14 protein-coding genes are annotated in these 12,497 nt (G+C 66.5%); 11 read left to right on the plus strand and 3 right to left on the minus strand.

Annotation, left to right across the window (positions count from 1 at the left end; all coding sequences use genetic code 11):
- Window positions 1–17 precede the first annotated feature (17 nt).
- The 10 genes from AC3RCG_RS02490 to AC3RCG_RS02535 all read left to right on the plus strand — a co-directional run bounded on the left by AC3RCG_RS02490 (window position 18) and on the right by AC3RCG_RS02535 (window position 10,040).
- Window positions 18–1,466 (plus strand): type II and III secretion system protein family protein, encoded by a 1,449-nt coding sequence (locus AC3RCG_RS02490; protein ID WP_492402388.1) that lies wholly within the window; start codon window positions 18–20, stop codon window positions 1,464–1,466.
- Between the two features lie 16 nt (window positions 1,467–1,482).
- Window positions 1,483–1,791 carry a hypothetical protein gene (locus tag AC3RCG_RS02495; protein WP_070289460.1) on the plus strand — a complete coding sequence of 103 codons (309 nt, stop codon included), beginning with the start codon at window positions 1,483–1,485 and terminating at the stop codon, window positions 1,789–1,791.
- Window positions 1,781–3,208, plus strand: coding sequence for a pilus assembly protein TadG-related protein (locus AC3RCG_RS02500; RefSeq protein WP_070289461.1), 1,428 nt, complete (start codon window positions 1,781–1,783; stop codon window positions 3,206–3,208). The genes AC3RCG_RS02495 and AC3RCG_RS02500 overlap by 11 nt, the downstream gene beginning before the upstream one ends.
- Window positions 3,205–3,687, plus strand: coding sequence for a TadE/TadG family type IV pilus assembly protein (locus tag AC3RCG_RS02505; protein ID WP_070313047.1), 483 nt, complete (start codon window positions 3,205–3,207; stop codon window positions 3,685–3,687). Before AC3RCG_RS02500 ends, AC3RCG_RS02505 begins: the two co-directional genes overlap by 4 nt.
- Window positions 3,677–4,285, plus strand: coding sequence for a TadE/TadG family type IV pilus assembly protein (locus tag AC3RCG_RS02510; RefSeq protein WP_070219070.1), 609 nt, complete (start codon window positions 3,677–3,679; stop codon window positions 4,283–4,285). The genes AC3RCG_RS02505 and AC3RCG_RS02510 overlap by 11 nt, the downstream gene beginning before the upstream one ends.
- Before the next feature lie 55 nt (window positions 4,286–4,340).
- On the plus strand, window positions 4,341–5,510 hold the full coding sequence (locus tag AC3RCG_RS02515) for a CpaE/TadZ family protein (protein WP_070219071.1): 1,170 nt from the start codon (window positions 4,341–4,343) through the stop codon (window positions 5,508–5,510).
- A gap of 50 nt (window positions 5,511–5,560) precedes the next feature.
- Window positions 5,561–6,907: a TadA family conjugal transfer-associated ATPase gene (locus AC3RCG_RS02520; RefSeq protein ID WP_083287262.1), complete on the plus strand. Its 1,347-nt coding sequence runs from the start codon at window positions 5,561–5,563 to the stop codon at window positions 6,905–6,907.
- 12 nt (window positions 6,908–6,919) lie between these two features.
- Window positions 6,920–7,897: a type II secretion system F family protein gene (locus AC3RCG_RS02525; RefSeq protein ID WP_070289463.1), complete on the plus strand. Its 978-nt coding sequence runs from the start codon at window positions 6,920–6,922 to the stop codon at window positions 7,895–7,897.
- 120 nt (window positions 7,898–8,017) lie between these two features.
- On the plus strand, window positions 8,018–8,956 hold the full coding sequence (locus AC3RCG_RS02530) for a type II secretion system F family protein (protein WP_070289464.1): 939 nt from the start codon (window positions 8,018–8,020) through the stop codon (window positions 8,954–8,956).
- 13 nt (window positions 8,957–8,969) lie between these two features.
- Window positions 8,970–10,040 (plus strand): LytR C-terminal domain-containing protein, encoded by a 1,071-nt coding sequence (locus AC3RCG_RS02535; protein WP_492402387.1) that lies wholly within the window; start codon window positions 8,970–8,972, stop codon window positions 10,038–10,040.
- A 70-nt stretch (window positions 10,041–10,110) separates the two neighbouring features.
- Here the strand turns inward: AC3RCG_RS02535 and AC3RCG_RS02540 are convergent, their stop codons facing one another.
- Both AC3RCG_RS02540 and AC3RCG_RS02545 read right to left on the minus strand, forming a co-directional pair.
- Window positions 10,111–11,103, minus strand: coding sequence for an EDSAP-1 family PEP-CTERM protein (locus tag AC3RCG_RS02540; protein WP_492402386.1), 993 nt, complete (start codon window positions 11,101–11,103; stop codon window positions 10,111–10,113).
- A 211-nt stretch (window positions 11,104–11,314) separates the two neighbouring features.
- Window positions 11,315–11,689 (minus strand): hypothetical protein, encoded by a 375-nt coding sequence (locus AC3RCG_RS02545; protein WP_099408051.1) that lies wholly within the window; start codon window positions 11,687–11,689, stop codon window positions 11,315–11,317.
- A gap of 162 nt (window positions 11,690–11,851) precedes the next feature.
- Here AC3RCG_RS02545 and AC3RCG_RS02550 point away from each other — a divergent pair, with 162 nt between their 5' ends.
- Window positions 11,852–12,163, plus strand: a complete 312-nt coding sequence (locus AC3RCG_RS02550) for a hypothetical protein (RefSeq protein WP_099408050.1) — start codon at window positions 11,852–11,854, stop codon at window positions 12,161–12,163.
- Window positions 12,164–12,178: 15 nt separating this feature from the next.
- On the opposite strand, the gene AC3RCG_RS02555 is transcribed toward AC3RCG_RS02550, so the two are convergent.
- A complete protein-coding gene (locus tag AC3RCG_RS02555; protein ID WP_034753599.1) occupies window positions 12,179–12,385 on the minus strand; it encodes a dodecin in 207 nt (68 codons plus the stop codon).
- Window positions 12,386–12,497 lie beyond the last annotated feature (112 nt).

The raw sequence follows: 12,497 nt of genomic DNA on the forward strand, positions 1-12,497 counted from the left end.
TGTTGCCTTGATCAACCATGGACACGCTCATGAACCGCGCCCTGCTGACACTGTGCTGCCTGCTGTTGCCGCCTGCCGGCGCGGCAGCCGATCCTGGCCCCCGCTGCGGCGGCGAAGCGGCGACGCCCGGCAACTTGCAGCTGCAGGTGGGCAAGTCGAGCATGTTGCACCTGCCCGAGGCGGTGCTGGCCCGCAGCGTCGGCAATCCGGCCATGCTGCAAGCCATGCTGGTCGCACCCGACACCTTGTATGTAGTCGGTGTCGACGTGGGCAGCACGAATATGATCATCCAGGGCAGGAGCGGCGTGTGCAGCGTGGTGAACGTCAGTGTCAGCATGGACCCGTCCGGCCTGCAAACGACCCTGGCGGCCCTGATGCCGGAAGAAAAAGCCATCCGCGTGACGGCCGTGGCCGATACCCTGGTGCTGTCGGGCACGGTGCAGGATGCGGGCGCCGTGCTGCGCGCCGTCGAGCTGGCGCATGCGTATGTGCGCCGCGCCACCGCACCGCTGGCGCTGCCCAAGCCAGCCGATGGCGCCGCCTTGCCGCTCGCGGCCGCTGCACCCGGCGGCGCGGGCAGCGCGAACAGCCGCGTCATCAATATGCTCGACGTCAGCGCGCCGCAGCAGGTGATGCTGGCCGTGCAGATCGCCGAAGTGTCGAAGTCGCTGCTGGAACGGCTGGAAGTGGGCGCCACCCTGCGCTTCGCCTCCGGCAGCTGGGCCACCACCTTGCTGTCGAATTTCTTGAGCGGCACGGCCAATGGCTTGCTCGACGTGCGCAAGTCGAATGGCCAGCAGCTGACCATCGAGGCGCAGAAACAGGATGGCCTGGTACGCATCCTGGCCGAGCCGACGGTGATGGCGATCAGCGGACAGGAGGGCAGTTTTCTGGCCGGCGGCAAGATATTCATTCCCGTCGGCCAGGACAACAACAAGATCACGCTGGAAGAGCGCGAGTATGGCGTCGGCCTGCGATTTACCCCCACCGTGCTGTCGGGCGGGCGCATCAATTTGAAGGTGGCGCCGGAAGTGTCGGAACTGTCGCGCGAAGGGGTGGGCATTTCCGCCGCCGGCGTCAGCGGACGTTCTATTTTGCCCGTCATCACCACGCGGCGCGCTTCGACCACGGTGCAGCTGTATGACGGCCAGAGCTATGCCATCGGCGGCTTGATCAAGAACAACCAGGTGAGCAACATCGCGGGCGTGCCGTGGCTGAGCGAACTGCCCATCCTCGGCGCGCTGTTTCGCAGCACGGACTTCCAGCATGACCGCACGGAATTGTTGTTCGTCATTACCGCGCACCTGGTGAAACCCTTGCCGGCCGATGTCGTGCTGCCGACGGCGCAGCTGGCGCCGCCTTCGCGCACGGACTTGATGTTGCGCGGCAAGATGGAAGCCACCGTGCCGCCAGCGCCGCCGTCCGTGCCGCCGCCGCGCGCGGCCAACGGCTTCGAGTTGAAATGAGACGGGGAGACACGCCATGCCGAATTCGCTCCTGATAGGGCTGCGGCGCCTGGCCGCGCTGACCCTGGCGCTGCAGCTGGCAGCCTGCGCGCACAGCAGTAGCAGCACGCCGCAGCTGGACCCGCGCTTCGGCGACGCCGTGCGTCTGGCCATGGCGCAGCAGGTGCGCGATCCGGCCAGCGCGGACAATCGCCAGCCTGCCGACGGGCTTGACGGCCCCAGCGCGCACGCCGTCATGCAGCGCTACCGCGCCTCGTTCGCCGAACCGAACGGCCAGACGCCGCAGCCGGTGCAGTTCATGCTGGGAGGCGCCAATGGCAAATAGACGCCGGCGCGAGCGCGGGGCGATGCTGATCGCCTTTTCCATCCTGCTTATCCTGGTGCTGGGCTTTATCGGCCTGGCGCTCGACGTGGGACAGGTCATCGGCCGCAAGACGGAATTGCAGAACCTGGCCGACAACGCGGCGCTGGCGGCGGCCGCCGAACTGGTGGGCACGCCCGAAGGCTTGCTCGCTGCCGTGGACAAGGCCAAGCAGAGTGCGGCCGACAAGAGCGCGTGGCGGCGCCGCATGCAGGGCGCGATCCTGTCGGACGCCAGCATCCGCTTCGCCAGCGCGCCCGGCGCGCCCGCCAGCGAATGGCATGCGGCGGGCGCCGTGCCCGACGCCGCCACGGCGCTGTTCGTGCGCGTCGATACGCAGGCCAATGCACCGTCGCTGGGGCGGGTGGCGACGGCGTTCCTGGGCGCCTTGTCGCCGGCGCTGCGCACCCTGGACACGGGGGGGCGCGCCGTGGCAGGACGTACCAGCCTGAACCTGACGCCGCTGGCCGTGTGCGCGCTGTCGGCCAGCGCGGCCAGCCCGCGCACGAATGCTGCGCTGCTGCCGGCCGTCGAGCTGCTGGAATATGGTTTTCGCCGCGGCGTGGCGTATAACCTGTTGAAACTCAATCCGCACGGCCCGGCGGCCGAACACTTCGTGCTCAATCCCCTGGGCCAGCCCGGCGTGGTGGGCTCGTCGCTGCAGGTCGGCGAGTCCAGCGTGCTGCCGTTTGTGTGCAGCGGCACGGTGCTGTACCCGCGCATCGGCAGCGCCCAAGTGCATGTGCACCGGCCGTTTCCCGCCGCCTTGTGGCCGGCCTTCAACGCGCGCTTCAACCTGCATGCGGGCAGCGGCTGTCATCCCGTCACGGCGCCGCCCGACACGAATATCCGCGCCTATCCGAATACGGCCACGAACTGGTGGATGACGAACACGCCCGACGCGCCGAGCGCCCTGAGCACCGGCAATCCGCTGCTGTCCGTGGCCGATCCGGAATCGAACGCGACGCCGCCTGCCGTTGGCAGTTACGGCCCGCTGTGGTCGTTTGGCAAGGCGGTCAAGTACAGCAGTGTGAAGCCGGCCGGCGGCTACGTGCCGTTTGCCACCAGCGACTGGGCCAAGCTGTATCCGGCTAGCCCTGCCGCGCCGGCCGCCAAGCCCGGCTACCCTGCCACGCCGCCATACCAGACGCTGGCTTACCAGACGGCGCCGACCGGCAATACGGGCGTGGCGCAGCGGCGCCTGCTGCATATTGCCCTGCTGGCCTGCCCTGTGCCGGTCGGCAGCGACGTGCTGGCGCAGGTGCGGGGCATCGGCCGCTTCTTCATGACGGCGCCGGCCAGCAACGGCGTGTTGAGCGCCGAATTTGACGGCCTCGTGGCCGAGGGCGCGCTGGCGGGCCCTGCGGAGCTGCTGCAATGAGGCCGCCCTGCCGCGCGCGACGCCGCCAGGAGGGTGTCGCCGCCATCGAGCTGGCGCTGATCCTGCTGTTTTTCATGGCGCTGCTGCCTTTCGTGCTGCTGTTCGGCCGCGCGCTGCTGGTGTACACGGCCCTGCAAAAAAGTACGCACGATGCGGCGCGCTACCTGGCCACCATGCCGCTGTCGCAGATGGCCAGGGGCGACACGGCGAACCAGGGTGCCGTGTTTGCCCGGCAGATGGTGGTCGATGCCATGGCGGAAAGCTGGCCGGCCATGCAGCCATACCTGATCAGCGTGGAATGCGTGTATGCCGACGATTCCTACAGCTGCGGCACTTATGCGGCGGCGCCGCTGCAGGTGCGCATCAAGTTGTCCGTCGACATGCCGGTGGATTTCCTGCCCGAACTGACCCGCAAGTGGCTGCCGCAGCTGGCGCCGATCCCGCTGCGCGCCAATGCGACAGTACGCTATGTTAATTAACCTGCGCCCCCGCCGACAGCGCCAGGGCGGCGTCTTCGCCGTCGAGTTCGCCATGCTGGCGCTGCTGTTTTTTCTCTTCCTGTTCGCCATGCTGGAAGTGGCGCGCGCCGTGTATCTATGGAATATGGTGCACGAGATTACCCGGCGTGCCGCGCGCGGCGCCGCCGTTACCGATTTCAGCAATGCAAGTGCGCTGCAGGCCGTGCGCGCGCAAGCCGTGCTGCGCGCCGCGCCTGGCGTGCTGCCGCTGGGCGGCGGCATCAGCGACGCGTATGTGCGCATCGATTACCTGTCACAGTCCAGCGGCGGCGCCGCGCTGGCGGCATTGCCGGTGACGGTGATGCCCGGTTGTCCGCAGCGTAACCGCATCAATTGCCTGGACGATCCGCATGGCGCCAGCTGTATCCGTTTCGTGCGCGCGCGCCTGTGCGTGCCCGGCGATGGCGGACGCTGCGAGAGCGTGCCGTACCGGCCCATCCTGCCGCTGCTGGCAGTGATGTTTCCTTCCGGCGCAGGCGCCGTGCGCCTGCCCAACGGCGCCACCATGGCCGTGGCCGAGTCGCTGGGTTATCCGGACAATCCCGGTTTTTGTCCTTGAGCGCCACTTGGCGGCGCAGCCGACTGTGTAGACCTGAAAGAAGCGAGGAAGTGCGATGAAAGCCCTGATGATTAGCCGCGATGCCAGCTTGCACGATGAAATTGCCGCGCAGGGGGCGGCCCGCATGCCCGTGCTGCGGCTGCTGGAACGGCGCAGCGGCCTGCGCGACGCCGTCGAGCGCATGCTGCCGGAAGCGCCGGAACTGGTGATCGTCGACGCCAGCGGTATCGATGCCGACGAAGCCGACCTGCTCGAGCGCCTGGCGCGCCAGTATCCGCTGGCCGTGCTGATGCTGCTCACGCGCGGACAGCAGCAGGATGTGCTGATCCGCGCCATGCGCGCCGGCATGCGCGAAGTGCTGCAGCTGCCGCTGGTGCACAAGGCCTTCCACGAGGCGATGGACCGGGTCGATATCCAGGCCGGCGTGACGCAGATGCGCGACGGTAAAGTCCTCGCCTTCATCTCGTGCAAGGGCGGCAGCGGCGCCACCTTTCTATCGACGAATTTTTCCTACGCGCTGGCCAGCCTGGCCGGCTGCAAGGTGCTGCTGATCGACCTGCATGGCCAGTTCGGCGACGCCACCCTGTATGTCTCGGACCAGAAGCCGGCGATGACACTGTCCGATATCTGCGCCCAGATCGCGCGCATGGACGGCGCCTTCCTCGCCTCGTGCCTGGTGCACGTGACGCCGAACTTCGGCGTGCTGGCGGCGGCCGACGACCCCGCGCACAAGGTCGACATGCAGCCCGAGCACATGGACCGCATCCTGGCCGTGGCGCGCCAGCACTACGACTACATCGTGCTCGACGTGGGACGCCAGATCGATGCGCTGTCGCTGCGCGCGCTCGACAACGCCGACGCCATCTATCCGGTGCTGCAGCTGGCCTTGCCCGACATCCGCGACGGGCGGCGCCTGCTCGACATTTTCCGCTCGCTCGGCTATCCGGGCGAGCGCCTGCGCCTGATCGTCAACCGTTATGAGAAGGGCGGGCGCCTGCGCCTGGCGGACCTGGAGCAGGCGCTGGGCGCGGAAGTGGTGCACACGGTGCCCAACGATTACATCGCCGCCACCGATTCCGTCAACCAGGGCATCCCGCTGCTGCAGCTGTCGCGCACCAGCGCCGTGGCGCGCAGCCTGGCCGAGCTGGTGGAACTGGTGACGGCGCGCCGCGTGACGGAAAGCCGCGGCCTGTTCGACCGCCTGTTCAGCCGCAGCGAGGTTTAGGACAGAAACATATGTCAAGGCTCCCGCCGGGGGCCATCATGGGAGCCGAGATGACTTTACGCGAACGCCTGGCGGCAAATGAAACGGTGCGCCCCGCCAGCAATGGACAAGGCGCGCTGGCGCTGCACGCCTACCAGGAACTGAAAAAAACCATGCACCAGACGATACTCGACCGTATCGACTTGGAACGCCTGAAACGCCTGACGGCCGAGCAGTTCAAGCATGAGCTGGCGCTGCTGGTGCAGCGCGTGATCGAGGAAGAGCGCATCGTCCTCAACCAGCACGAGCGGCATAGCCTGGTGCTCGACATCCAGCACGAGATGCTGGGCTTTGGTCCGCTCGAACCCCTGCTGGCCGATGCCAGCGTGTCCGACATCCTCGTCAATACCTGCGACAAGGTGTATGTGGAGCGGGGCGGGCGGCTGCAGCTGACGGACGTGACCTTCCACGACAATGCGCACCTGATGAAGATCATCGAAAAGATCGTCTCGCGCGTGGGACGGCGCGTCGATGAATCGAGCCCGATGGTCGACGCGCGCCTGCCGGACGGCTCGCGCGTGAATGCCATCATTCCGCCGCTGGCCGTCGATGGCCCGATCCTGTCCATCCGGCGCTTTGCCGTGCAGCCTTTGAGCATCGCCAACCTGCTCGACTACAAAAGCCTGACGCCGCCCATGGTGCAGGTGCTGCAGGCGCTGGGCCAGGCGAAGATCAATATCCTGATCTCGGGCGGCACTGGCAGCGGCAAGACGACCCTGCTCAACGTGCTGTCCGGCTTCATTCCCGGCAGCGAGCGCATCGTCACCATCGAGGATGCGGCCGAACTGGCGCTGCGCCAGCCGCACGTGGTACGGCTGGAAACGCGCCCGCCGAATATCGAAGGCAAGGGCGAAGTAAGCCAGCGCGCGCTGGTGCGCAATGCGCTGCGCATGCGGCCCGACCGCATCATCCTGGGCGAGGTGCGCGGCGCCGAGGCGCTCGACATGCTGCAGGCGATGAACACGGGCCATGAAGGGTCGCTGGCGACCATCCATTCGAACACGGCGCGCGATGCGCTGGCGCGGCTGGAAAACATGGTCGGCATGGCCAACGTGAACCTGACGCCACGCGCCACGCGCCAGCAGATCTGTTCGGCCGTGACGGTGGTGATGCAAGTGTCGCGCCTGACGGATGGCGCGCGCAAGCTGGTCAGCCTGCAGGAAGTGACGGGGATGGAAGGCGACATCATCGCCATGCATGAAATCTTCCGCTTCGAGCAGACGGGCGTCGATGCCGATGGCAAGGTGCAGGGCCACTTTTGCGCCACGGGCGTGCGGCCCCGCTTTACGGAGCGCTTGCGCATGTTCGGCGCGCCGGTGCCGGACACGGTGTTCGACCCGGACCGAATTTATGAGTAAGGGGGAGGGATCATGGACCTGGTGTTCTACGGCTTTGCCGTGCTGCTGTTCGCCGCCTGCATTCTGATGGTGGAAGGGGCCTGGCTGTGGTGGTCGGGCACGCATGGCAGCGCGGCGCGGCGCATCAACCGGCGCCTGCGGCTGATGGCGGCGCGCGGCGAGGCGGGCGGCGAGCGCGTCTCCATCCTCAAGCAGCGCCGCTATGCGCGTTCGCCCGGCCTGGAGCGGCTGCTGCGGCGCATGCCGCAGGCGGCGCGGCTGGACCATTTGCTGCTGCAATCGGGCTTGTCCTGGTCGGTGGCGCAATTCCTGGGCGGCACGGGCGCCTTGCTGCTGGCGGCCTTGCTGCTGTTGGCGGCCTGGTCCATGCCCTTGCCCGGCGCCTTGCTGCTGCTGTCCTGCGCCGTGAGCGCACCGTGTTTGTTCGTGCTGCGCGCGCGCGCGGCGCGGCTGAAAAAGATCGAGGCGCAACTGCCGGAAGCGGCCGATTTCCTGGCCCGCGCGCTGCGCGCCGGGCACTCGTTTTCGAACGTGCTGCAGATGGTGGGAGACGAACTCAATGAGCCGATCAGCGGCGAATTCAAGACGGCGCACGAAGAGATCAATTACGGCGTGCCGATGAACGAGGCGCTGCAAAACCTGGCTGCGCGCATACCGCTGACGGACTTGCGCTACCTCGTCATCGCCGTGCTGGTGCAGCGCGAATCGGGCGGCAACCTGGCCGAGGTGCTGGTCAGCATCGCGCGCATCATCCGCGCCCGCTTGAAGCTGCTGGGACAGGTGCGCGTGCTGTCGGCCGAGGGGCGCATGTCGGCCTGGGTGCTGGGCCTGATGCCGGTGGTGATGATCGGTGTCATGGCCCTGGTCAACCCGCAATACATCCGCCTGCTGTGGACCGATCCCAGCGGCATCAAACTGCTGTGGTACGCGGCTGGCATGGTGGCGCTGGGCGTCGTCTGGATGCGTAACGTCATCCGTATCCGTATTTGAAGGGCGCGCCTGAAAAAAAGTCCATGGCGTTGTTGCGTCGCCTCGCCGTACGTCCGTACTGTCTTCGGCGACGCGCCTAGCCCTGAACGTTTTTTCAGTCGATCAGAGGAGGAATACTTCATGACCGGTGCACAACTGCTGTTCTTGTTGATCGTCTTTGCCGTGGTGGTGGCGCTGGCCCTGCTGGCGTGGCTGATCTTCTTTCCCGGCACCTTGCGCCAGCGTCTGTTCGGCGCCACGGCGTCGGCCGCCAGCGAGGCGGTGGCCGATACTGGCTGGGTCGAGCGGGTGGTGCGCGTGGCGCAGCCGTTCAGCAAGCTGTCGCTGCCGGAAGAGGGCTGGGAACGCTCGCCGCTGCGCACGCGTTTCATGAACGCGGGCTGGCGCCAGGCGAGTGCGCCGGCCCTGTACTTTGCGGCGAAAAGCGTGCTGGCCCTGCTGTTTCCCACCGTGCTGGGCCTGTATGCGGCCAGCGCCATGGCGGCGCAGCTGCGCAGCGTGCTGCTGTTGCTGCTGTGCGTCAGCGCCACCATCGGCTATTACCTGCCCAACCTGGTGCTGGCCAGTACGGCCAAGCGGCGCCAGCGCGACATTTTCGAAAACATCCCCGATGCGCTCGACTTGCTGACCGTGTGCGTCGAAGCGGGCCTGAGCCTGGAGCGCGCGCTGGTAAAGGTGTCGGGCGAGATCCACATCAAAAGCGTGGTACTGGCGCAGGAATTGCAACTGGTGCTGATGGAAATGCGCGCCGGTTTTTCCAAGGAAAAGGCGCTGCGCAACCTGGCCTTGCGCAGCGGCGTGGAAGACGTCGATACCCTGGTCGCCATGCTGATCCAGTCGGAACGCTTCGGCACCAGCATGGGCGATTCGCTGCGCGTGCATTCGGAAAATCTGCGCGGCAAGCGCAGCCTGCTGGCCGAGGAGGCGGCGGCGAAGATCGCGTTAAAGCTGCTGTTCCCGCTGATTTTTTGCGTCTTTCCCACCCTGATGCTGGTGCTGATGGGGCCGGCCGTGATCGAAGTCTATCGCGTGCTCGTGCCGGCCATGGCCAGCCGCTGAAAGGAGTCTCACCATGCGCTTGACGATATCCCGCCTGGCCGCCGCGTGCGCCTGTCTGGGCCTGGCCGCCTGTACCACGCAGCTGGCCCATGCACCGGCGCCGCAGTGGCCTGACGCCGATGCCGCCTATGCGGCGGGGCGCCAGCATGTCGAGCGGGGCGACCTGCCCGCGGCGCAAGCGGCTTATGAGCAAGCCCTGCGCCATGCGCCGCGCCACGTGAACGCGCGCAACGGACTGGCCGTGCTGCACGCGCAGCGGGGCGAGCATGACGCGGCGATCGCCCATTGGCTGGCCTTGACGCAGGAGGCGGGTACACGGCAGCCGCAGCAGGCCTATCTGTTCAGCAATCTCGGCTACGCCTATTATTTAAGCGGACGCGACGCGCAAGCCTTGCCCGTGCTGGAACAGGCATGCCTGCTCGATCCGCTCAATGCGCTGGCCTGGCAGCACCTGGCGCAGGTACTGGAACGGCTGGGACAGCACGAGCGCGCCGCCGTCATGCGGCGCCAGGCGGCCAGCTTGCAGGAACACGATGTGCGGCGCGATCTGGCCTTGTTGCGCGGCGAGGCGCCGCCGCAGGGCGTGCCCGCGCCGGTGCCCGATGCGCCCGCCATGGCGCGCGTGGAGATCACGCAGAGCGATGGCATGGCCCGCCTGAGACGCGTGCCGGCGGCGGTGCGCAGCCTGACCGTTAGCCCATTGGTGCCGGCTGCGCCTGTGGCTGGCACGCCGCGTCCGCGCCTGGAAATTGTCAACGGCAACGGCGTGCCGGGCCTGGCCGCCGCGCTGGCGCGCAGTCTGGCAGGAGCGCCCGTGCAGGTGGTGCGCCTGGCCAATGAAGCCAGCTTCCAGGTGGCGCGCACGCGCGTCGAGTACCGGCCCGCGCAGGAACAGGCGGCGCGCCAGCTGGCCCGCCAGTTGGGTACGCAGGTGCAGACCCAGGTGCAGACCCAGGCCGCCGATTGCCCCGCCAGCGAGCTGCGTCTGGTACTGGGGCGCGACTTGAGCGACCCCGCCATGCTGCACCGCTATTATCTGCAGCAATTGCAGCTGGCGCGCCAGGCGCTGGCACGGCTCGGTTAACACGCATCGGCTGGCATAAAAAAACGCGGCGCCTTTTGCGGGCGCCGCGTGCTTTTGAGCGTGCCAGTGCTTATTTAGCCTGGCGGCGGCGCGTAAAGGCGAGGGCGGCCAATCCCGTCCCCAGCAGGAACAGGGTGCCTGGCTCCGGCACTTGCAAGGGATCGATGACGACGATGTCGGTGCGCGTGGACTTGGAAAAATTCAAGGTGTAGCTGCCGGCGGGCAGGGCGAAATTCGAGGTCAGGGAAAACATCGCGAAGCCATTCGTGAAGGCGCGCCCGGTGGCCGGGTCGTTGGTGCCGGCCGTCATGTTCAGGCTGAACGGGTCCAGGCTGCCGACCGTATGGTTGCCATTGATGTCGCTGCCATTACTGGCATCGCCATCAGGCGCGAACTGGAAGATCACGCCGTCGGCATTCGCATGCGACAGGCAGCCGACGGGACTGGCGGCATTGCACGAGATATTGAAGATATCCATGATCGACACGTTCGACTTGTCGCCCATGGTCGTCACGCTGGTGCGCAGGTCGCGTCGGCCCATGAAGCTGAAGGTGATGAAGCCGGCGCTCGACAGGGTCAGGTTGACGGAGCCGGTCAGCGTGTCGCCGGCCGTGGCCGTGGCGGCGCCCACCGTGTTGCGCTGTGCTTCCGCCACGGCGCTCACGGTCGAGCCGGTGCCGTTGAGCATGTTGCCGAAGGCGTGCGCATCGCCGCGGGCGAACTCCAGGGTGGAGCTGGGGCTGGGCGCGTAGTGGTTTTGCGGCAAGCCGCTGCAGCCGCCGCCCGAACATACTTGCAGCACATCGGCGTTGGCGGCCGGACCCGTATTGACGGCGCGCGGATTGACGGCCACGCCGCCTTCGAAAAAGGCGCTGTCGCTGGCATTGCGGTTGGCGCCAGCCAGCGACAGCGCGCCGGCGCTGGTGGTGATACGGAAATTGTTCAATTCGTTGACGGCCAGGCCGTACGCGCCTGCCTGCGCCTGACCGCTGGCCAGCAGACTTGCCGCCGCCAGTGCGCCCAGCCAACCCAGGGTCTTGTTTCGTGTGTGATCGACGTTCATCGCAGCCTCTTATCGTAGTCAGTCTCGGGAAATCCGGGGGACAAAGAATCCAGAATGGCTTGCCTGGACTCATCTCGTAGACAGTGATAAGCAGCTTGCGTGCCACACAAGAAAAGCATATTGAATCAAACACTTGCGTAAAGCGGGCTGAGCTGGAGAGGGTAAAGTGTAAGAAAGGCCGACGCCGCCTGGCGGGCAGCGCCGGCCAGCCTCAGGTACCGCGGTGATAGCCCAGGTGGCCGCCCGAATTGCGCGCGCAACCGCAACCGATGCGCGCCACTTCCTCGCCTTCCGTCAATTTCCAGTTGGTAATCGTCGTGTGCTGCCAGTCGATGTCGCTTTTCTTGACAGGTTTTACCGTCAGGGTGCGTGCTTGCGCATCCGTGTATTCCATCAGTTCCTCGTCGTCGGCGATGTCGAAATGGCGGTGGATCAGGGAAATGCCGAAGCGGTCGAGCGCGCCATAGCGTTGCAGCACATCGCGCAGTTCGCGAAAGCAGGCAAGATCCTCGGGCAGCAGCGGATCGACGGCGGAAATATCGGCAACGGGCTGCCATTGCATGGCGTGGATGTTCAGGCTGTGCATGATAGGCTCCTGTGCCCCATGATGATAGGCCCAGGCTGGCAGAGGGGCGCTGGCACGCCTGGCGGAATGTCCATCGTGGCCGTAAAGTCACTGCGCCGCTTGCGCCAGATCAAAGGTGCGGCACATCACCTCTCGCCCGATCATTGCCCGGTAAAATAGGCCATGGCAAACAAAATCCCCACCTTCCCCGGCGCGCGCACGGGCCGCGGCCAGGTCCTGGCCGTGCTGCTGTCGAACCGCGACCAGTCCGGCGCCGAACCGCTGCAAGGCCGCGTCTCCCTGGCCGCCATCGTCAAGGCGCTGAAACGCAAATACCACTGGCCGATCGAGACGCACAGCTTTCCCGCCAACACGCAGGATGGCCGGGCCAGCTGGGCGACCGTCTACAGCTTGCCGGACAAGGTGATCGAGGCCGCGCTGGAGGCCGGCGGCCGGGAGTGGCTGGAGAGCCGGGGAACGGTCGGGCGGCGGTGACTGCGCCGCAGTACGTTATTCGAGCCGGAAGCCGACCTTCAGCGTGACCTGGAAATGCGCCACCTTGCCATCGACGATATGCCCGCGCGATTCCGTCACTTCATACCAGTCCATGTGCTTGACCGTCAGCGCCGCCTTGGCAATGGCATCGCGTATCGCCTGATCGCTGCTCTCGGTCGACGTTCCCACCAGTTCGATCAGCTTGTAAGTGTGTGCGGACATGATATTTCCCCAGGTAGGCAAGCCAGACATCGGGAGCCTGCTTTGCGCAGGCACGTGCTCATCTTGCGCCTAAATGTGCTGATAGTCATTGCGCGGTGCAGCAATGCACGTA

Source organism: Janthinobacterium sp. GW823-FHT01H08 (assembly GCF_058797855.1).